The 20,062-nt window shown below is 38.7% G+C and carries 17 protein-coding genes and 5 tRNA genes; 6 read left to right on the forward strand and 16 right to left on the reverse strand.

Features of this window, described 5'->3' with window-relative positions:
• Nucleotides 1–56 precede the first annotated feature (56 nt).
• From ABIB30_RS24305 to miaA, 6 genes are all read left to right on the forward strand, one after another.
• Entirely contained in the window at nucleotides 57–875 is an 819-nt protein-coding gene (locus ABIB30_RS24305; protein WP_198163543.1) for a 2,3,4,5-tetrahydropyridine-2,6-dicarboxylate N-succinyltransferase, read from the forward strand.
• Entirely contained in the window at nucleotides 875–1,993 is a 1,119-nt protein-coding gene (locus tag ABIB30_RS24310; protein ID WP_354305632.1) for a glycosyltransferase family 4 protein, read from the forward strand. The genes ABIB30_RS24305 and ABIB30_RS24310 overlap by 1 nt, the downstream gene beginning before the upstream one ends.
• 41 nt (nucleotides 1,994–2,034) lie before the next feature.
• A complete protein-coding gene (locus ABIB30_RS24315) occupies nucleotides 2,035–2,601 on the forward strand; it encodes an L-threonylcarbamoyladenylate synthase (protein ID WP_354305633.1) in 567 nt (188 codons plus the stop codon).
• A gap of 68 nt (nucleotides 2,602–2,669) precedes the next feature.
• Entirely contained in the window at nucleotides 2,670–4,085 is a 1,416-nt protein-coding gene (locus ABIB30_RS24320) for a CCA tRNA nucleotidyltransferase (RefSeq protein WP_354305634.1), read from the forward strand.
• 130 nt (nucleotides 4,086–4,215) lie between these two features.
• On the forward strand, nucleotides 4,216–4,866 hold the full coding sequence (locus tag ABIB30_RS24325; protein WP_183865809.1) for an IS1096 element passenger TnpR family protein: 651 nt from the start codon (nucleotides 4,216–4,218) through the stop codon (nucleotides 4,864–4,866).
• Between the two features lie 9 nt (nucleotides 4,867–4,875).
• The gene (gene miaA / locus ABIB30_RS24330) at nucleotides 4,876–5,787 is read left to right on the forward strand and encodes a tRNA (adenosine(37)-N6)-dimethylallyltransferase MiaA (RefSeq protein ID WP_354305635.1); all 912 of its coding nucleotides are present in this window, start codon (nucleotides 4,876–4,878) and stop codon (nucleotides 5,785–5,787) included.
• A gap of 78 nt (nucleotides 5,788–5,865) precedes the next feature.
• Here miaA and ABIB30_RS24335 read toward each other — a convergent pair whose 3' ends face one another.
• From ABIB30_RS24335 to hpf, 16 genes are all read right to left on the reverse strand, one after another.
• Nucleotides 5,866–6,180 (reverse strand): DUF3467 domain-containing protein, encoded by a 315-nt coding sequence (locus tag ABIB30_RS24335; protein WP_068403172.1) that lies wholly within the window; start codon nucleotides 6,178–6,180, stop codon nucleotides 5,866–5,868.
• Between the two features lie 102 nt (nucleotides 6,181–6,282).
• On the reverse strand, nucleotides 6,283–10,575 hold the full coding sequence (rpoC, locus tag ABIB30_RS24340) for a DNA-directed RNA polymerase subunit beta' (RefSeq protein WP_354305637.1): 4,293 nt from the start codon (nucleotides 10,573–10,575) through the stop codon (nucleotides 6,283–6,285).
• Nucleotides 10,576–10,662: 87 nt separating this feature from the next.
• Nucleotides 10,663–14,466: a DNA-directed RNA polymerase subunit beta gene (gene rpoB, locus ABIB30_RS24345; RefSeq protein ID WP_354305638.1), complete on the reverse strand. Its 3,804-nt coding sequence runs from the start codon at nucleotides 14,464–14,466 to the stop codon at nucleotides 10,663–10,665.
• Nucleotides 14,467–14,619: 153 nt separating this feature from the next.
• Nucleotides 14,620–14,994, reverse strand: a complete 375-nt coding sequence (rplL, locus tag ABIB30_RS24350; protein ID WP_183865812.1) for a 50S ribosomal protein L7/L12 — start codon at nucleotides 14,992–14,994, stop codon at nucleotides 14,620–14,622.
• A 67-nt stretch (nucleotides 14,995–15,061) separates the two neighbouring features.
• Nucleotides 15,062–15,583, reverse strand: a complete 522-nt coding sequence (gene rplJ, locus ABIB30_RS24355; protein WP_354305639.1) for a 50S ribosomal protein L10 — start codon at nucleotides 15,581–15,583, stop codon at nucleotides 15,062–15,064.
• Between the two features lie 2 nt (nucleotides 15,584–15,585).
• Nucleotides 15,586–16,284 (reverse strand): 50S ribosomal protein L1, encoded by a 699-nt coding sequence (gene rplA / locus ABIB30_RS24360; RefSeq protein WP_068403182.1) that lies wholly within the window; start codon nucleotides 16,282–16,284, stop codon nucleotides 15,586–15,588.
• A 23-nt stretch (nucleotides 16,285–16,307) separates the two neighbouring features.
• Nucleotides 16,308–16,751, reverse strand: coding sequence for a 50S ribosomal protein L11 (gene rplK, locus ABIB30_RS24365; protein WP_037443979.1), 444 nt, complete (start codon nucleotides 16,749–16,751; stop codon nucleotides 16,308–16,310).
• A gap of 69 nt (nucleotides 16,752–16,820) precedes the next feature.
• Nucleotides 16,821–17,363: a transcription termination/antitermination protein NusG gene (gene nusG, locus ABIB30_RS24370; protein WP_041878241.1), complete on the reverse strand. Its 543-nt coding sequence runs from the start codon at nucleotides 17,361–17,363 to the stop codon at nucleotides 16,821–16,823.
• Between the two features lie 9 nt (nucleotides 17,364–17,372).
• Complete coding sequence (gene secE, locus ABIB30_RS24375) at nucleotides 17,373–17,570, reverse strand: preprotein translocase subunit SecE (protein ID WP_068403184.1); 198 nt, start codon at nucleotides 17,568–17,570, stop codon at nucleotides 17,373–17,375.
• Nucleotides 17,571–17,583: 13 nt separating this feature from the next.
• Nucleotides 17,584–17,654: transfer RNA gene (locus ABIB30_RS24380), tRNA-Trp, on the reverse strand.
• Nucleotides 17,655–17,775: 121 nt separating this feature from the next.
• Nucleotides 17,776–18,963, reverse strand: coding sequence for an elongation factor Tu (tuf, locus tag ABIB30_RS24385; RefSeq protein WP_068403186.1), 1,188 nt, complete (start codon nucleotides 18,961–18,963; stop codon nucleotides 17,776–17,778).
• 127 nt (nucleotides 18,964–19,090) lie between these two features.
• Nucleotides 19,091–19,162: transfer RNA gene (locus ABIB30_RS24390), tRNA-Thr, on the reverse strand.
• An 80-nt stretch (nucleotides 19,163–19,242) separates the two neighbouring features.
• Nucleotides 19,243–19,315: transfer RNA gene (locus ABIB30_RS24395), tRNA-Gly, on the reverse strand.
• A 16-nt stretch (nucleotides 19,316–19,331) separates the two neighbouring features.
• Nucleotides 19,332–19,414: transfer RNA gene (locus ABIB30_RS24400), tRNA-Tyr, on the reverse strand.
• 41 nt (nucleotides 19,415–19,455) lie between these two features.
• Nucleotides 19,456–19,528: transfer RNA gene (locus ABIB30_RS24405), tRNA-Thr, on the reverse strand.
• Nucleotides 19,529–19,703: 175 nt separating this feature from the next.
• The gene (gene hpf / locus ABIB30_RS24410) at nucleotides 19,704–20,051 is read right to left on the reverse strand and encodes a ribosome hibernation-promoting factor, HPF/YfiA family (protein WP_041878247.1); all 348 of its coding nucleotides are present in this window, start codon (nucleotides 20,049–20,051) and stop codon (nucleotides 19,704–19,706) included.
• Nucleotides 20,052–20,062: the final 11 nt, after the last annotated feature.

Consider the following 20,062-nt stretch of genomic DNA (forward strand, 5'->3'; position numbering starts at 1 on the left):
AAAAGATCGCTCAATACATAAAATTGATTTATTTTGTGAAAAAATAAAAATTGATAATGATTAAAGAATTGAAAAAGTTAATAGAGGCTGCTTGGGAAGACAGGACTTTATTAGAATATACTGAATATTGTGAAGCGATCGAGACTGTTGTTATGCAACTGGATAAAGGAGAAATCCGCGTTGCTGAACCAATTCTAAATTCATGGGGCATCAATGAATGGATAAAGAAGGCTGTTATCCTTTATTTCCCTATCAGAGAAATGAAAGAAATTGAAGTTGGTCCTTTCGTATTTCATGATAAAATGAAATTGAAAACCAATTATAAAGAATTAGGTGTGAGAGTTGTTCCTGGTGCAAGTGCGCGTTATGGTGCATTTTTAGCTAAAGGCGTAATTTTAATGCCTTCTTATGTGAACATCGGTGCTTATATTGATGAAGGTACAATGGTGGATACCTGGGCTACTGTAGGTTCTTGTGCACAAATCGGAAAACATGTTCACTTAAGTGGTGGTGTTGGTATTGGTGGTGTTTTAGAGCCAATTCAGGCTGCTCCGGTTATTATCGAAGATAACTGTTTCATCGGTTCAAGAGCTATCGTTGTGGAAGGTGTACGTGTAGAACGTGAGGCTGTTTTAGGCGCAAATGTTGTATTGACTGCTTCTACTAAAATTATTGATGTTACCGGAAGTACTCCTGTTGAATATAAAGGTATCGTGCCTGCAAGATCAGTAGTGATTCCAGGAAGTTATACTAAAAAATTCCCTGCTGGCGATTACCAGGTTCCATGTGCTTTGATCATCGGAAAACGTAAAGAATCTACAGATAAAAAGACTTCACTTAATGATGCATTAAGAGAAAACAATGTAGCAGTCTAATGAATATTGGTTTTGATGGAAAAAGAGCTGCCAATAATTTTACTGGTTTAGGTAATTATAGCAGATCACTTGTTTTACAGTTATCAGAATTTTTCCCTCAAAACCAATACTTTATTTATAGTCCCAAGATAAAGCGCCATGGCCAGATTTCTTCTTTTTTTGAAAAGCAGAATATCCACCTGGTACTGCCTGAAAAGTCTTCGTTCTTATGGAGGACTTTCGGCGTAAAAAAGCAATTAGAGAAAGATAATATTGCTATTTATCATGGTTTAAGTAATGAAATTCCTGTCGGGGTATCTCCGGCTATCCGGACTGTTGTTACTATTCATGATCTTATTTTCCTGCGTTATCCGCAGTATTACAAATTCATAGACCGCACCATTTACAATTTCAAAAGTAAATATGCTTGCAAACATGCAGATCGTATCATTGCAATTAGTGAGCAGACTAAAAATGATATTATTGCGTATTATCAGATCGATCCCTCGAAAATAGAAGTGCTTTATCAAACCTGCGATGATTCTTTTAAACAAATTATTGGTCAGGAGTTTAAAGATCCGATACGCGAAAAGTATCAGTTACCTGAAAAGTATATCCTCAATGTAGGAACAATCGAACCGAGAAAGAATTTACTGGCTGTGGTACAGGCTTTACCTGCTATCGATCCGGAGTTCAAATTGGTAGTGGTTGGTAAAAAACAGGTTTATGCGCAAAAAGTAATTGCTGAGATTGAAAGGCTGGGTCTTGGAGAAAGAGTTATTTTCCTGAAGGATATTCCATTCACAGACCTCCCCGCTATCTATCAGCTGGCTACTGTATTTGTTTATCCATCGTTTTACGAAGGGTTCGGCATCCCGGTCATCGAGGCACTTTATGGCCGGATACCTGTCGTTGCGGCAACTGGCTCTTGTCTGGAAGAAGCGGGTGGACCACATAGTTTGTATATAGATCCGAATGATGCATCTGCGTTAGCAAAGGCAGTAAACTCAATTTTAACTGATCCAGCGCTGGCCGGCAAGATGAAAGAGGAAGGTTTGAGCTACGCACAGCGATTCAATACTGCTGATTTAGCCCGTCAGCTAATGGATTCTTACAGCAGCATGATCGCTAAAGATTAAGAACGCTCTGAATACCGGAGATTATTTAATAAATTTACGGCATGCTAAAAACGGAAATTGACAAGGCTTTAACGGTCTTGAAAAATGGAGGCGTAATCCTCTATCCTACAGATACAGTATGGGGTATAGGTTGTGATGCGACAAATGAAGCTGCAGTCGAAAAAATTAATACGATTAAAGGCCGCTCTGCTGATAAGAGTTTTATTGTCCTGGTGGATAATGATTCGAAAATACAAAGTTATATAGATGAAGTGCCTGAGGTTGCGTATGATCTGATTGAATTTGCAGAACACCCATTAACCATTATCTTTTCGGGGGCAAAGAATTTAGCTAAAAATGTGATCAATACGGATGGTAGTGTGGGCATAAGAGTGGTTAAACATGATTTTGCGCAGCAGTTAGTGCAACGTTTCAGAAAGCCTGTTGTTTCTACCTCAGCTAATCTTTCAGGTCAGCCTACTCCACAGTTTTTTGATGAGATTGACGAAGAGATTAAGGCTGCTGTGGATTATGTTGTAGACTGGGAACAGGAACTCAAAATCAACAAAAAGGCATCCACAATCATGAAATTAAGTCCATCTGGTCAATTTTCCTTCATAAGAAAGTAAGTTTTAGTACTTTTGCAGACTCTATTTGAAGCATCATGAGTTTATAAGCTCGAAACAATATATAATTAGTGAAAAAAAATCTAGAACATCCTGTTTTTAAGGTAATGGCCGGTATCGCCGATGAAAATCATATCGAAGCCTATGTGATTGGTGGATACGTACGGGATATATTTCTGAAAAGACCATCAAAGGATATTGATGTTGTGGTACTGGGAAATGGGATCGAATTTGCTGAACTTACCGGAAAACAGTTAAAGAGTAAAGTTGCTGTTTTTAAAAACTTCGGTACGGCCATGTTAAAATACCGTGAGCTTGAAGTTGAATTTGTTGGTGCAAGAAAAGAATCTTACCGTGCTGATTCCCGTAAACCTATTGTTGAAAACGGTACGATTAAAGATGATCAGCTGAGAAGGGATTTCACAATCAATGCTTTGGCAATCTCTTTAAATAAAGAGAATTTCGGACAGTTGGTGGATCCGTTTAATGGGATAGAAGATTTAAATAATAAATTAATCCGCACTCCGCTGGATGCTGAAATTACATTTTCAGATGATCCTTTACGCATGATGCGTGCTATCCGCTTTGCGACGCAGCTGAATTTCAGTATTGATGAACAGGCATTAGCGGCAATTGCAAAACAAAAAGAAAGAATCAGTATTGTTTCGAAAGAGAGAATTACAGACGAATTGAATAAGATTATCCTCTCTCCTGTTCCTTCAATAGGTTTCAAATACCTGTTCGATACGGGCTTGCTTCATCTCATATTTCCTCAAATGGCTAATTTATATGGTGTAGAAATCATTAAAGGAAAAGGACATAAAGACAATTTTTACCATACCTTGCAGGTATTGGATAATATCTGTGAAGTTACAGCGGATCTTTGGTTACGCTGGGCAGCGATTCTTCATGATATCGCGAAACCACCAACTAAACGCTTTGAGGAGAATCATGGCTGGACTTTTCATGGTCATGAAGATAAAGGAGCGAGAATGGTTCCTCAGATCTTCGCACAGTTGAAGTTGCCAATGAACGAGAAGATGAAATTTGTTCAGAAGATGGTTCAGCTACATCTTCGCCCTATTGTTCTGGCACAGGAAGTGGTGACGGATTCTGCGGTAAGACGTGTATTATTTGATGCGGGTGAAGATATTGAAAGCCTGATGTTACTCTGCAATGCGGATGTAACTACTAAAAATGAATATAAAGTAAAAAAATACCGGAATAACTTTGAGCTGGTTAAGCAAAAGCTGAAAGATGTAGAAGAGCGGGATAAAATAAGAAACTGGCAACCTCCTGTTTCAGGAAATGACATCATGGAAGTATTCGGCCTTGCTGCCGGTAAAGAAGTGGGCATGATTAAAAATGCAATCCGCGAAGCAATTCTGGAGGGCGAAATAACAAATTCACCTGGTGAAGCGTTAGCATTTATGTTGCGCAAAGGAAAGGAATTTGGATTAATCCCCGTTACAGAACAACCCAAATAATTAATGTTACCACTGGGGTTGTAGTTCATAGAATTATGGCCCAAAATGGCATCATATCTCATAAAATGAATATGTTCTAAGGAAATACATATTTTATTTTATAATTTTATAATATAGAAATACAGCACAAATGGCAATTTATAGATTCAGACTTAGTTTTGACGATTACGATGAAGTAATCAGAGAGATCGATATCAAATCAACGCAAACTTTTGAAGATTTACATAAAGCACTACACCGTACCACTGGTTATAATGCTGAAAAATCTTCTTCATTTTATGTAAGTTCTGATCATTGGATCAAGGGTGACGAAATCGCCTATCTTCCAACGCAAAAGAAAACCGATCGCGGTGTGAGCTTAATGGAGAAATCCAGGCTAAGTGCTTTTATTGAAGATCCGCATCAGAAATTTTATTATATCTATAATTTTGACCGTCCTTATGAGTTTCATGTAGAGCTGATCAAGATTATTTTACAAACAGATCCTAATATTGAATATCCTGTTCTTTTTAAAAGTATAGGAGAAGCGCCTAAGATCTTTGATGCCAATAATATCCCAACTGAAGTGGTAACGAATAATCCTATTTCAAATGATTTCGATTTTCTGAACGAGATGGACTTTGTTCCTGAGGATACGGAAGAAATCGAAGCGATGGATGGCCGTGGTATTACTACCTCAGAAAAAAGTGAAGACGCTGATGACGATGATTCAGATTCGGATGATTTCTCTGAAGATGAGGATTATCATGAAGATGAATACGATAGCAAAGAAGATTACTAAGCCATATCAATGGCAAAAAATAAAACATTAATTGTAATTGCGGGGCCAACGGCAATAGGTAAAACAGCTTTAGCTATTACACTGGCCCAACATTTTACAACAGAAATTATCTCTGCTGATTCCAGACAGTTTTTCAAGGAGATGTCCATAGGAACGGCAAAGCCTCATGCCAATGAGCTTGCTGCCGCTAAGCATCATTTTATTGATTCCCATTCTATCAACACTTTCTTTAGTACCGGAGATTTCGAGAAGCAGGCCTTAGGGTTACTAGATGAAATATTTACCAGGCATGATCTGGCAATTATGGTTGGCGGATCAGGTCTGTACCTGGATGCTGTAACTAAAGGGCTCGACGAATTGCCAGATACGGATATGGAAATCAGAAGTCAGCTGAATAAGCTGTTTGAAACGGAAGGACTGGAACCTATCAAAGCACAGCTTGAAGCAGCAGATCCGGAATATTATGCGAAAGTAGACCAGGCGAATACGCAGCGTCTCATCCGCGGACTGGAATTCTTCTTGTCTACAGGAAAAAAGGTTTCTTCATTTTTAACAAACAGCAGGAAACAGAGAGCTTTTAATATTATAAAGATTGGTTTAAACATGGAAAGGCCGCTTTTATACGAACGGATCAACCATCGGGTAGACGTGATGCTGGAGGAAGGCCTTTTAGAAGAAGTCAAATCCCTGAAAGATTACAGAGAACTCAATGCGCTAAAAACTGTTGGTTATGCAGAGCTTTTTGACTACCTGGACGGTATGATTACTTATGAGGTTGCTGTGGAGAAAATCAAACAGAACACCAGGCGATTTGCGAAGCGTCAGCTGACGTGGTTTAGAAGGGACACACAAATCCATTGGTTCTCCCCTGATCAGCCGGCAGATGTGATCAATTTCCTCGAAGAATCAATAAAAAATTAAAATCAAGGAGAAAACAACGGCAGAAATTGTTTTCTCCTTATTGATCAGGAAGCTTTCTTTAACAGGAAGTTTCCTGAATTAAGCTTGTGCTGTTGGCCCGCCAAAATTCATTGGAAATCCTGATGGTTCCTCCTGAGTTTTGATCCTGCCATTAATTGACTCGAATTTCTCTATATTATCCTGCATTGCACTCATTAATCTCTTGGCGTGTTCAGGAGTCAAAATGATTCTTGATTTCACTTTTGCCTTTGGTACTCCTGGCATAACCCTGATAAAATCCAGTACGAACTCTGTATTGGAGTGCGTGATTATTGCAAGATTTGAAAATATACCTTCTGCTATCTCTTCAGAAAGTTCAATGTTAATCTGATTATCGTTGTTCTCGTTTTCCATACTACAAAACTACTTCTTTAATTCCTTAGCATGGTAGCTATATTAAAAAAAAATCCCCCCTGACAAGATCAGGAGGGATTAAAAAAAAATTAACTATTTAAATTATGCTTCTATTTCTTCTTCTTGTTTCGAAGCTAATAATTTGTCATACTCTTCTTGTGAACCAACGATAATACGTTCGTATCCACGAACCCCAGTACCTGAAGGAATCAAGTGACCAACGATTACGTTTTCTTTCAATCCAAGCATGTTATCACGTTTACCTGCAATTGCAGCTTCGTTCAATACTTTTGTAGTTTCCTGGAAGGAAGCTGCAGAGATGAATGATTTAGTACCTAATGATGCACGTGTAATACCTTGTAATACAGAACTAGCAGTTGCTGATCTTGCATCACGAACTTCGATCTGTTTCAAGTCTTTACGTTTTAATTGAGAATTTTCATCTCTTAATTTACGCAGAGAAAGAATCTGACCTGGTTTAACAGTGTTTGAATCACCAGCATCAATAACAACTTTCTTGTCATAGATGTCATCGTTTTCAATCATGAAGTCCCAACGATCTACAGAGTTATTTTCTAAGAATGTAGTATCACCCGGATCTTCAATATGAACTTTCTGCATCATCTGGTGTACAATAACCTCAAAGTGTTTATCATTGATTTTCACACCTTGTAAACGGTAAACCTCCTGGATACCATTCACTAAGTATTCTTGTACGGCAGCAGGACCTTTAATTGCTAAGATATCCGCAGGAGAAATCGATCCGTCTGATAATGGCATACCAGCTTTCACGAAGTCATTATCCTGAACCAGGATGTGTTTAGATAATGGTACAAGATATTTCTTGATCTCACCATCTTTTGATTCGATAGTCATCTCACGATTACCACGTTTCACACCACCTAAAGTTACCACACCATCAATCTCGGTTACTACAGCCGGGTTAGAAGGGTTACGTGCTTCAAACAATTCAGTTACACGTGGTAAACCACCCGTAATATCTCTTGTTTTTCCTGTAGCACGAGGGATTTTAACTAAGATCTGACCAGTTTTAACTGCTTCTCCATCATCGATAGAAACGTGAGCTCCAACAGGAATGTTATACTGTCTGATTAATTCACCTTTTTTATCTACTACTCTTACTGATGGATTTTTAGTTTTATCACGTGTATCGATAATTACTTTCTCACGGTGACCAGTTTGCTCATCTGACTCCTCACGGAAGGTAACACCTTCAATAATTGCATCAAATTCGATTTTACCGGCAAACTCCGAGATAATAACCGCGTTATATGGATCCCATGAACAAATCTTATCTCCTTTTGAAATTTCAGCTCCTTCTTCAACATATAAGAATGAACCGTAAGGGATATTATTGGTCATGATAACTTTACCAGTACCTTTTTCTACGATTTTGAATTCACCTGAACGGCCTAAAACAATTTGTTTCACACCTTGCTCACCTGTATCATTTGCTACAGTACGAACGTTTTCGAATTCTATGATACCATCAAACTTCGCATTGATCTGAGATTCAGCAGCAATATTCGATGCGGTACCACCCACGTGGAACGTACGTAATGTTAACTGTGTACCCGGCTCACCGATAGACTGTGCAGCAATTACACCGACAGCTTCTCCACGTTGAACACGTTTACCTGTTGCAAGGTTACGTCCATAACAAAGCGCACAAACACCTCTTTTGTTTTCACATGTCAATACTGAACGTATTTCCACACCTTCTAAAGGAGATTCTTCGATTGCTTTTGCGATGTCTTCATCAATATCCTGACCAGCACCTACCAATAATGCACCATCCAGAGGATTAAATACATCATGAAGTGAAATACGACCTAAAATTCTGTCATATAATGGTTCAACGATATCTTCGTTATCTTTTAATGCAGTAGTGTACATACCTCTTAAAGTACCACAATCAGCAGCGTTCACGATCATATCCTGAGCAACGTCATGTAAACGACGGGTCAGGTAACCAGCATCTGCAGTTTTTAACGCTGTATCCGCCAAACCTTTACGCGCACCGTGGGTAGAGATAAAGTATTCTAATACTGATAGTCCTTCTTTAAAGTTCGAAAGAATCGGATTCTCAATAATTTCACCACCTGAACCTGATTTCTGAGGTTTTGCCATCAGACCACGCATTCCGCAAAGCTGACGAATCTGCTCTTTAGATCCACGTGCTCCAGAGTCAAGCATCATATATACCGAGTTAAATCCTTGGTTATCGCTCGATAACTGAGTCATCACGAATGATGTTAAACGGTTGTTGATACGAGTCCAGATATCGATAATCTGATTGTAACGCTCGTTGTTGGTAATGAATCCCATGTTATAGTTATTCCTTACCTCTTCAACTTCAGCAGAAGCTTGTTCTAAAAGAACTTGTTTTTCTGCAGGGATGTTCACGTCCTGTAAGTTAAACGATAGTCCACCTCTGAATGCCATTTGGAAACCTAACTCTTTAATATCATCAAGGAATCTTGATGCACGAGCCATACCAGTAACCTTAACTACATCACCGATAATATCTCTCAGTGATTTTTTAGTCAGCAATTCATTGATATATCCTACTTCAGCCGGAACCATTTGGTTAAACAGTACACGACCAACTGTAGTTTCAGTTAATTTATTAACGATATTTCCGTCAGAATCTTTAACGTTTACCTTTACTTTGATAAATGCATGAAGATCGATACGTTTCTCATTGTAAGCAATGATAACTTCTTCCGGAGAATAGAATGAGAAATCCTGTCCGTTAACCACACGGTTTTCGTCAGTTCTACGGCCTTTAGTAATGTAATAAAGACCCAAAACCATATCCTGAGATGGTACAGTAATCGGAGTACCGTTTGCAGGGTTCAGAATGTTGTGCGCAGCTAACATCAATACCTGGGCTTCCAAAATAGCAGCATGACCTAAAGGTAAATGCACAGCCATCTGGTCACCGTCAAAATCGGCGTTGAATGCAGTACACACTAGCGGGTGTAACTGGATTGCTTTTCCTTCCACCAATTTAGGCTGGAAAGACTGGATACCCAATCTGTGCAGCGTAGGTGCACGATTCAGCAATACAGGGTGGCCTTTTAAAACGTTCTCAAGAATATCCCAAACTAATGGGTCTTTTCTATCCACAATTTTCTTTGCAGATTTAACTGTTTTCACGATTCCACGTTCGATCATCTTGCGAATGATAAACGGTTTGAAAAGCTCAGCAGCCATATCTTTAGGTAAACCACATTCGTGTAATTTAAGGTTTGGACCTACAACAATTACCGAACGCGCAGAGTAATCCACACGTTTACCCAATAAATTCTGACGGAAACGACCTTGTTTACCTTTCAGGATATCTGAAAGAGATTTCAAAGCACGGTTACCTTCAGTTTTAACCGCATTTACTTTACGTGAGTTATCGAATAACGAATCTACAGCTTCCTGTAACATACGTTTTTCGTTACGTAAAATAACCTCTGGTGCTTTAATCTCGATCAAACGTTTTAAACGGTTGTTACGGATAATCACACGACGGTACAGATCATTTAAATCTGAAGTAGCGAAACGACCACCTTCAAGAGGTACTAACGGACGTAATTCCGGTGGAATAACAGGAACAATTTTGATAATCATCCATTCTGGATTATTTTCAATACGTGTTCTTGCACCACGGAAAGCTTCAACAACTTGTAAACGTTTTAACGCTTCATTTTTACGTTGTTGAGAAGTCTCGTTTGCAGCCTGGTGACGTAAGTTATAAGATAAAGTATCTAAGTCAATACGTTTCAATAAATCTTCTAATGCTTCAGCACCCATTTTGGCGATGAATTTATTAGGATCTTTATCGTCTAAGTATTGGTTTTCTTTAGGTAATTTATCAAGAATATCAAGGTACTCTTCCTCAGTAAGGAAATCCATATACTGGATACCTTGTTCTTCCATTAAACCAGATTGAATAACTACATAACGCTCGTAGTAAATGATCAAATCTAATCTTTTGGTAGGAAGGCCTAATAAGTAACCAATTTTGTTTGGTAATGAACGGAAATACCAGATATGCGCAACAGGAACCACCAGATTGATGTGCCCCATACGCTCTCTGCGTACTTTTTTCTCCGTTACCTCAACACCACAACGGTCACAAACAATACCTTTATAACGGATACGTTTGTATTTACCACAGTGACATTCGTAATCTTTTACCGGACCAAAAATACGCTCGCAGAACAAACCATCACGTTCAGGTTTGTAAGTACGATAATTAATAGTCTCAGGTTTTAACACCTCACCACTAGAGCGCTCTAAAATAGCCTCCGGCGATGCCAAACTAATGGTAATCGAGGTGAAATTGCTTTTTAATTTATTATCCTTTTTGTAAGACATAGCTCTGTTGTTTGAATTTGAAAATTTAAAAAGTCAGAATGGGCTCCTGCTTTAACAGGTCCCATTCCGACATTAAAAAATTCAACATTAGTCTAACGTAATATCTAAACCTAATCCGCGCAGCTCATGTACCAGTACATTGAATGATTCCGGTACACCTGGAGTCGGCAGGTTTTCGCCTTTTACAATTGCTTCATAAGTTTTGGCTCTACCAATTACATCATCAGACTTCACAGTCAGGATCTCTTGTAGAATATTAGCCGCACCAAATGCTTCTAATGCCCAAACCTCCATCTCACCAAAACGCTGACCCCCGAATTGAGCTTTACCACCCAATGGTTGTTGTGTAATTAATGAATATGGTCCGATTGAACGGGCGTGCATTTTATCATCAACCATGTGACCCAATTTCAGCATGTAGATAATACCTACTGTAGTTGGCTGGTCGAAACGCTCACCTGTTAAACCATTATGTAAATAGGTTCTTCCTGAAGCAGGAACACCAGCTTTAGCGATCCACGCTTCAACTTCATCATGCTTGGCACCATCAAAGATCGGAGTTGCAAATTTCACACCCAATTCTTTACCGGCCCATGCCAATACAGTTTCGTAGATCTGTCCAAGGTTCATACGTGAAGGTACACCCAGTGGGTTCAACACGATATCAACAGGAGTTCCATCATCAAGGAACGGCATATCTTCATCACGAACGATACGGGCAACAATACCCTTATTACCGTGACGACCAGCCATCTTATCCCCTACTTTTAGTTTACGTTTTTTAGCAACATAAACTTTAGCCATTTGCACAATACCTGAAGGCAATTCATCACCAACACTGATGGCGAATTTATCACGTTTATATGCACCCAGTTCTTCGTTTACACGGATACCATAGTTATGGATCAAAATTTTGATCTGATCATTTTTATCGTCATCAGTAGTCCATTTATATGGATTAATGTGCGCGAATTCAAGATCAGCTAAACTTTTTTGAGTGAACTTAGCACCTTTAGGGAATAATAATTCCTTGTAAACGTTGAAAATACCCTGAGAAGTTTTACCATTTACAATCTGGAACAATTTGTCAACCAACTCATTTTTAAGATTGGTTGTAGCCAGATTATATCTCTTATCTAATTTCTCTATCGCTGATTTTTCTTCAGCTTTAGTAGTTTTCTTAGCTCTTGAGAATAATTTAGTATCAATTACAACACCTCTGATCGATGGTGGAGTTTTCAGAGATGCATCTTTCACATCACCTGCTTTATCTCCAAAGATAGCGCGTAATAATTTCTCTTCCGGTGAAGGATCAGACTCACCTTTTGGTGTAATTTTACCAATCAGGATATCGCCTTCTTTAACCTCAGCGCCGATACGAATGATACCGTTTTCATCTAAATCTTTAGTAGCTTCTTCAGAAACGTTAGGGATATCTGGTGTTAATTCCTCTTCTCCACGTTTCGTATCACGTACTTCTAATTCAAATTCTTCAATATGCAATGAAGTAAAGATGTCTTCACGAACAATACGTTCACTGATTACAATCGCATCCTCAAAGTTGTATCCCTGCCAAGGCATGAACGCCACTTTAAGGTTCCTGCCTAAAGCAAGTTCACCATTTTCAGTTGCATAACCTTCACAAAGTACTTGTCCTTTAACAACTTTCTGACCTTTTTTAACAATTGGTTTTAAGTTGATACAAGTATTCTGATTGGTTTTCTTGAATTTAATTAATTTATAAGTTTTGCTGTCACCTTCAAATGATACTAAACGATCTGCATCGTTTCTTACATATTTGATAGTAATTTCGTTAGCATCTACATATTCAACAACACCATCACCTTCAGCATTGATCAATGTTCTGGAGTCACGTGCAACACGACCTTCCAGACCAGTACCAACAATCGGAGCCTCAGGACGTAACAATGGTACGGCCTGACGTTGCATGTTGGAACCCATCAGGGCCCTGTTCGCATCATCATGCTCAAGGAAAGGAATCAATGAAGCAGCAATCGAAGTAATCTGATTAGGTGCCACGTCCATTAAGTCTAATTTCTCAGGCTCAATAATCGGGAAGTCACCCTCGTAACGTGCTTTAACACGTGCAGTGGTGAAATTACCTTTATCATCATAAGCAGCGTTTGCCTGTGCGATAGTTTTACCATCTTCATCTTCTGCAGAAAGATAAATTACATCTTCATCTACAGCAACGATACCGTCTCTTACGATCTTGTATGGAGTTTCTATAAATCCTAATGTATTGATCTTCGCATGTACACAAAGAGATGAAATCAAACCAATGTTTGGTCCCTCTGGTGTTTCAATCGTACACAACCTGCCGTAGTGAGTATAGTGAACGTCACGCACCTCGAAACCAGCTCTTTCACGGGAAAGACCACCTGGGCCTAATGCTGAAAGACGACGCTTGTGCGTAATCTCTGCAAGAGGATTAGTCTGGTCCATAAACTGTGACAACTGGTTTGTACCAAAGAATGAGTTAATAACCGACGATAAAGTACGGGCATTAATCAAATCTGTTGGTGTGAAAACCTCATTGTCACGAATGTTCATCCGCTCACGAATTGTACGTGCCATACGTGCCAGACCTACACCAAACTGAGCATATAACTGCTCACCTACTGTACGTACACGACGGTTTGACAAGTGGTCAATATCATCGACCTCTTCTTTGGAGTTGATTAATTTGATCAGGTATTTGACAATTGCAATAATATCTGCTTTTGTTAATACTTTAACGTGATCAGGAGTATCCATTTTCAACTTACGGTTGATGCGGTAACGACCAACATCTCCTAAGTCATAACGTTTGTCTGAGAAGAATAAACGCTCAATGATACCTCTTGCAGTTTCCTCATCAGGTGGTTCTGCGTTACGCAAAGCACGATAGATGTTTTCAACAGCCTCTTTTTCAGAGTTTGAAGTATCTTTTTGTAATGTATTATATATAATAGTATAATCAGCCTGACTAGCACCATCATCTTTAGATAAGATAATAGTTTTAACGCCAGCGTCAATGATCATATCAATATGCTCGTCTTCTAAAACAGTATCCCTGTCTAAGATCACTTCGTTACGATCTATCGAAACTACTTCACCAGTATCTTCGTCTACAAAATCTTCAACCCATTTTCTTAAAACTCTTGCAGCAAGCTTACGTCCGATATATTTTTTCAAACCAGATTTGCTAACCTTAACCTCATCAGCCAAGTCAAACAATTCAAGGATGTCTTTATCAGAATCGTAACCAATTGCACGTAAAAGCGTGGTAACCGGGAATTTTTTCTTACGGTCGATATAAGCATACATGACATTGTTTACGTCAGTAGCAAACTCGATCCAGGATCCTTTGAAAGGAATCACACGCGCAGAATAAAGCTTGGTTCCGTTAGTGTGACGGCTCTGGCCGAAGAACACACCTGGAGACCTGTGTAACTGAGAAACAATTACACGCTCTGCACCGTTGATTACGAATGTACCCTTTGGGGTCATATATGGAATAGTTCCCAGATATACATCCTGAATGATAGTTTCAAAATCTTCGTGCTCCGCATCATTACAAGACAATTTCAACTTTGCCTTTAAGGGAACACTATAAGTTAACCCACGGTCAATACACTCAGGTATATCATAACGTGGTGGGTCAATAAAATAATCAAGGAATTCCAAAACGAAAATATTTCTGGAATCAGTGATTGGAAAGTTTTCAGCAAATACTTTAAACAAGCCCTCTGTATGACGGTTGTCTGAAGTAGTTTCTATCTGGAAAAATTCTCTGAATGATTGCAACTGTACATCTAGAAAATCCGGGTAATCTATGATGTGCTTACTACGTGCAAAATTTACTCTTTGGTCGACTTTATTTGCCAAGGTACTAAAGTTAATTTAGTTTAAGAATAAACTATTTGTTTGGTTTGCCGTGAACATCTCACCAACCAAACTTAGATGAAATGTATATAAACAGGTATAGACTCCGACTGTACAGTCGGAGTCTATGTTTAAAGTTATATTAAAATTAAGTGATTACTTAATCTCAACTACAGCTCCAGCTTCTTCTAATTGTTTTTTCAAAGCTTCAGCTTCGTCTTTAGAAACACCAGCTTTTAATTCTTTTGGTGCACCGTCAACTAAGTCTTTAGCTTCTTTCAAACCTAATCCAGTTAAGTCTTTAACCAACTTAACAACTGCTAATTTAGAACCACCAGCTTCTTTCAAGATAACGTCGAAAGTAGATTTTTCTTCAGCTGCAGGAGCAGCATCACCAGCAGGACCTGCAACAGCAACTGCAGCAGCAGCTGGTTCGATACCATACTCGTCTTTAAGGATTTGAGCTAATTCGTTAACTTCTTTTACTGTTAAGTTTACTAATTGCTCAGCAAACGCTTTTAAATCTGCCATTTTATAGAGTTTTTAAAATTTGACGTGAAAAATAATTTATAATAATATGAAACTTATAAGGTGTTCCTTAACCTTCTCTTTCCTGAAGAGTTTTAACAATTCCTGCGATTTTACCACCACTAGATTTAAGTGCTGAAATAACATTTTTAGCTGGCGATTGTAGCAAGCCGATGATGTCTCCAATAAGCTCTTCTCTTGATTTCAAGCTTACTAATGAATCTAAATGATTATCTCCAACATAGATTGCTGTGTCAATAAACGCAGCTTTCAACTGTGGTTTGTCAGATCCTTTTCTCAAGGCTTTGATCAGCTTAGCCGGACCATTACCTGTTCTTGAGAATAAAATTGCTGACTGGCCTTTTAATGCTTCAAAAATACTTGAATTATCGCCTTCCAATCCTTCGATCGCTTTTCTGATCAAAGTATTTTTAGCAACCTGCATTTCAATACCGCTTTCGAAACATTTGCGACGGATGTTGTTAATTTTCTCAACAGATAAGCTTGATGTATCAGCAATATAAAAATTGCCAAAGTCCTGCATCTTCTCTTGAAGAGCCGAAACTACTTCGTGTTTTTCTTCTCTGTTCATAATTAGATCCCTGCTACTGATTTTGTTTCGATTGCGATTCCAGGACTCATTGTAGAAGAAACATGAATGCTCTTAAAATAAGTTCCTTTAGCAGCAGATGGTTTAAGCTTAGAAATTACTTGAAGAACTTCTAATGCATTTTCATATATTTTTTCTGCTGGGAATGATACTTTTCCTACCGAAGCATGAATGATACCACTTTTGTCAACTTTAAAATCAATCTTACCGCCTTTTACGTCAGTTACTGCTTTACCAACTTCGTTAGTTACAGTACCTGATTTTGGGTTTGGCATAAGGTTACGTGGACCTAAAACGCGGCCCAGTTTACCTACTTTAGCCATACAAGCAGGAGTAGTGATAATAATGTCAACATCAGTCCATCCACCTTCAATCTTGGCAACATATTCGTCTAAACCTACGAAATCTGCACCTGCTGCTTTAGCTTCGTCTTCCTTATCAGGATTACAAAGAACTAATACACGTACAGTTTTACCTGTACCGTGTGGTAAAGTAGCGATACCACGTACCATTTGATTCGCTTTACGCGGATCAACACCTAAAGCGATGTCGATATCAACCGAAGCATCAAATTTAGTAGTAGTGATTTCTTTTACCAAAGCAGCCGCATCCTGTAAAGAATACGTTTTACCAGATTCTAGTTTAGCATGTGCCTTTTTTTGATTTTTTGTTAATTTAGCCACTGTTGTAAACTGTTTTTTGTTAATTAATTTGTCCAGGGTGCATCGCCGCTAACGGTGATTCCCATACTGCGTGCTGTACCGGCAACCATACTCATTGCCGACTCGATAGTGAATGCATTTAAATCAGTCATTTTATCTTCAGCAATTGACTTAACCTGATCCCAAGTCACCGAACCAACTTTCTTACGGTTGGGCTCAGCAGAACCACTCGCTAATTTAGTAGCATCCTTTAACTGGATAGCAACCGGCGGGGTTTTGATGATAAATTCGAAAGACTTGTCAGCATAAACAGTAATTACAACAGGTAATACTTTACCAGGCTTATCTTGGGTACGAGCATTAAATTGCTTGCAAAATTCCATGATATTAACACCTTTAGCACCTAATGCAGGTCCTACTGGTGGTGATGGATTTGCAGCTCCTCCTTTGATTTGTAATTTAACAAGCGCACTGACTTCTTTTGCCATTTTCTGATTTGTTAATTGTAATACTCAATGTTAAAATGTTGGAAGCATGTAACATTTAAGATCTTTATTCTACTCTTTTTCTACTTGCATATAGTTAAGCTCCAGCGGAGTTTTTCTGCCGAAAATCTTAACCATTACTTTTAGTTTTTTCTTCTCTTCGTTAACCTCTTCAATCACACCAGTAAAGCCATTGAAAGGACCGTCCATTACTTTGACGTTCTCACCAACATAGTAAGCTACATTCATAGTCTCACCCTGCTGACTCATTTCATCTACTTTACCCAGGATACGGTTAACTTCTGCCTGACGCATTGGAACCGGGTTTCCACCTTTATCCCCTAAGAAACCGATTACGCTGTTCACATTTTTAATAATGTGTTCTAACTCACCGTCCAAAGTTGCTTCAATCAAAACATAACCAGGATAAAAGTTGCGTTCTTTTGCAATCTTCTTTCCTTCTTTCATCTGGTAGTATTTTTCCATAGGGATTAATACCTGCGGAACAAGATGAGAAAAACCTAAACGACTGATCTCTGAATCGATGTATTGTTTTACCTTCTTCTCTTTTCCGCTTACCGCCCTAACTACATACCATTTTAGCTGATCGTTCATTTAGTTCTATTAATTAGAAAGTGATTTATAAAAAGTATCTAACACAAAAGTAGATCCCTTATCCATTGCAAAAATAACAACTGCAATAATAAACGAAGCTACCAAAACCAGCACTGCAGAATTTTGCAATTCTCCCCATGTAGGCCAGGTAACCTTCTGGGTCATTTCCTCATACGATTCTTTAATAAATTGAACTATGCTAGCCATATCTAAGTTTTTGCACGGGAACAAGGATTCGAACCCTGATCAAAGGTTTTGGAGACCTCTATTCTACCGTTGAACTATTCCCGTGTATAAGAATCAACCCCTGAAGGTTAATCGAACATTTTTAGAACAAAGTACCCAGACTATAACGTCCGGGCACTTTGTATTATTATTTAATTGCTTAGCGACCCGAAGGACGGTTAAGTAATTATTTTACAATTTCAGTTACCTGACCAGCACCTACTGTTCTACCACCTTCACGGATAGCGAAACGAAGTCCTTTTTCCATTGCGATTGCGTTGATCAATTTAACATTGATTGTAACGTTATCACCTGGCATAACCATTTCAGTTCCTTCTTGAAGAGTAATCTCTCCAGTAACGTCTGTGGTACGGAAATAGAATTGTGGACGGTATTTGTTAAAGAATGGAGTGTGACGTCCACCTTCAGCTTTTGATAATACATAGATCTCAGCTTTGAAATCAGTGTGAGGAGTTACAGAACCTGGTTTACAGATAACCATACCACGACGGATATCAGTTTTCTCAATACCACGTAACAATAAACCTACGTTATCACCTGCTTCACCATAATCAAGGATCTTACGGAACATCTCAACACCTGTTACAGTTGATTTAAGATTTTCTGCACCCATACCCAAGATCTCAACTGGATCACCAGAGTTGATTACACCACGCTCAATACGACCAGTTGCAACAGTACCACGACCAGTGATCGAGAATACATCTTCAACAGGCATTAAGAAAGGAAGTTCAGTTAAACGTGGAGGGATTGGAATGTAGCTATCTACAGCATCCATTAATTCCATGATTTTACCAACCCATTTCTCATCGCCATTCAATCCACCTAAAGCAGAACCTTGAATAACTGGGATATCATCACCTGGGAAATCATAGAAAGATAATAATTCACGAACTTCCATCTCTACTAATTCTAGTAATTCAGGATCGTCAACCATATCCACTTTGTTCATGAAAACCACCAATGAAGGTACACCTACCTGACGAGCCAATAGAATGTGCTCACGAGTTTGTGGCATAGGACCATCTGTAGCCGCTACAACGATAATAGCACCATCCATTTGCGCTGCACCTGTAACCATGTTTTTCACGTAATCCGCGTGACCTGGACAGTCAACGTGAGCATAGTGACGGTTAGCAGTTGAATACTCAACGTGTGCAGTGTTAATAGTGATACCTCTTTCTTTTTCCTCTGGAGCAGAGTCAATCGAATCAAATGAACGCGCCTCAGATAAACCAGCATCAGATAACACTTTAGTGATAGCTGCTGTTAAGGTTGTTTTACCGTGGTCAACGTGACCGATAGTGCCGATGTTTAAGTGCGGCTTGCTGCGGTCAAACTTTTCTTTTGCCATGTTTTTATACTTATTAGTAGGTTAACTTTTATTTTTAATTATTGTTTTGATACAATTCAATACAAAAAACCTTGTTCATTCTGGGCACAATGCCAGATTTAACAAAGCTTTTTTATCTTTATTCCTGAGCCAACGATGGGACTTGAACCCATGACCTCTTCCTTACCAAGGAAGTGCTCTACCGCTGAGCTACGTCGGCTTTTTTATTCTCTTCACAATCTTCAATACCGGTCCGGCATTTAAACTGTGACCATTATGCCGACTGCTCTTTGAATCAAGAGCGAAAGACGAGGTTCGAACTCGCGACCTATAGCTTGGAAGGCTATCGCTCTACCAACTGAGCTACTTTCGCTTTTATTATTATAAAGTGGGGGGAGAAGGATTCGAACCTTCGAAGTCTCGCGACAACAGAGTTACAGTCTGTCCCATTTGGCCACTCTGGTATCCCCCCATTTCTCCTAAACCGCCACATATAAAATGCGGGTTTAAAAGAGCCTCCTATCGGGATCGAACCAATGACCTACTGATTACAAGTCAGTTGCTCTACCAGCTGAGCTAAGGAGGCTTATTATTATTTATTAAACATTCACAGAACAAACCAACTCTTTATGGGTTAACCCCTGTTCCGAATTGGAATGCAAATCTACAAGAATTTTTTATAGTTGCAAAACTATTTTGAAAAAAAAACCAGCAGACTGTATTCTGCTGGTTTTATATTTAAAATTTCCAAAAATAGATTCCTAATAATCAGACACTTCATCGGCATTTAATACCGCCTTAAGCTCAGAAACTTTTATTCTGTTTTTTTCTTTATGTTTTGTTATTTGCTTTTTTAACGACTCAATTGACAAATCTGTCGCTTCTTCGAAAGACTTGCATTGTTCCTTTGCGAATAAAATTCCACCAGGAACCATCAGTTTGATCTCACTTATTTTGTTAGCCTCATCATCTACGTTCTCTAATTTTAAATAAACTTCCCCACTTATGATCTGGTCGTGGAACTGTTCAAGCTTGTCAACTTTCTTTTGAATAAAGTCTAATAGTTTGTGATCTGCATTGAAATGGATTGATTGAACTGTAATTTTCATGTTGTCCTCCT

This window comes from Pedobacter sp. UYP1 (assembly GCF_040547305.1).
GTDB lineage: Bacteria > Bacteroidota > Bacteroidia > Sphingobacteriales > Sphingobacteriaceae > Pedobacter.

Excerpts from the sequence above, each read along its gene's own strand:
- ABIB30_RS24305 (WP_198163543.1), top strand. The coding sequence starts at position 57 with ATGATTAAAGAATTGAAAAAGTTAATAGAGGCTGCTTGGGAAGACAGG.
- rplJ (WP_354305639.1), bottom strand. The coding sequence starts at position 15,583 with ATGAACAGAGAAGAAAAACACGAAGTAGTTTCGGCTCTTCAAGAGAAG.
- miaA (WP_354305635.1), top strand. The coding sequence starts at position 4,876 with ATGGCAAAAAATAAAACATTAATTGTAATTGCGGGGCCAACGGCAATA.
- nusG (WP_041878241.1), bottom strand. The coding sequence starts at position 17,363 with ATGAACGATCAGCTAAAATGGTATGTAGTTAGGGCGGTAAGCGGAAAA.
- ABIB30_RS24335 (WP_068403172.1), bottom strand. The coding sequence starts at position 6,180 with ATGGAAAACGAGAACAACGATAATCAGATTAACATTGAACTTTCTGAA.
- ABIB30_RS24310 (WP_354305632.1), top strand. The coding sequence starts at position 875 with ATGAATATTGGTTTTGATGGAAAAAGAGCTGCCAATAATTTTACTGGT.
- ABIB30_RS24315 (WP_354305633.1), top strand. The coding sequence starts at position 2,035 with ATGCTAAAAACGGAAATTGACAAGGCTTTAACGGTCTTGAAAAATGGA.
- ABIB30_RS24325 (WP_183865809.1), top strand. The coding sequence starts at position 4,216 with ATGGCAATTTATAGATTCAGACTTAGTTTTGACGATTACGATGAAGTA.
- rplK (WP_037443979.1), bottom strand. The coding sequence starts at position 16,751 with ATGGCAAAAGAAGTCAGTGCGCTTGTTAAATTACAAATCAAAGGAGGA.
- hpf (WP_041878247.1), bottom strand. The coding sequence starts at position 20,051 with ATGAAAATTACAGTTCAATCAATCCATTTCAATGCAGATCACAAACTA.
- tuf (WP_068403186.1), bottom strand. The coding sequence starts at position 18,963 with ATGGCAAAAGAAAAGTTTGACCGCAGCAAGCCGCACTTAAACATCGGC.
- rplL (WP_183865812.1), bottom strand. The coding sequence starts at position 14,994 with ATGGCAGATTTAAAAGCGTTTGCTGAGCAATTAGTAAACTTAACAGTA.
- secE (WP_068403184.1), bottom strand. The coding sequence starts at position 17,570 with ATGGCTAGCATAGTTCAATTTATTAAAGAATCGTATGAGGAAATGACC.
- rpoC (WP_354305637.1), bottom strand. The coding sequence starts at position 10,575 with ATGTCTTACAAAAAGGATAATAAATTAAAAAGCAATTTCACCTCGATT.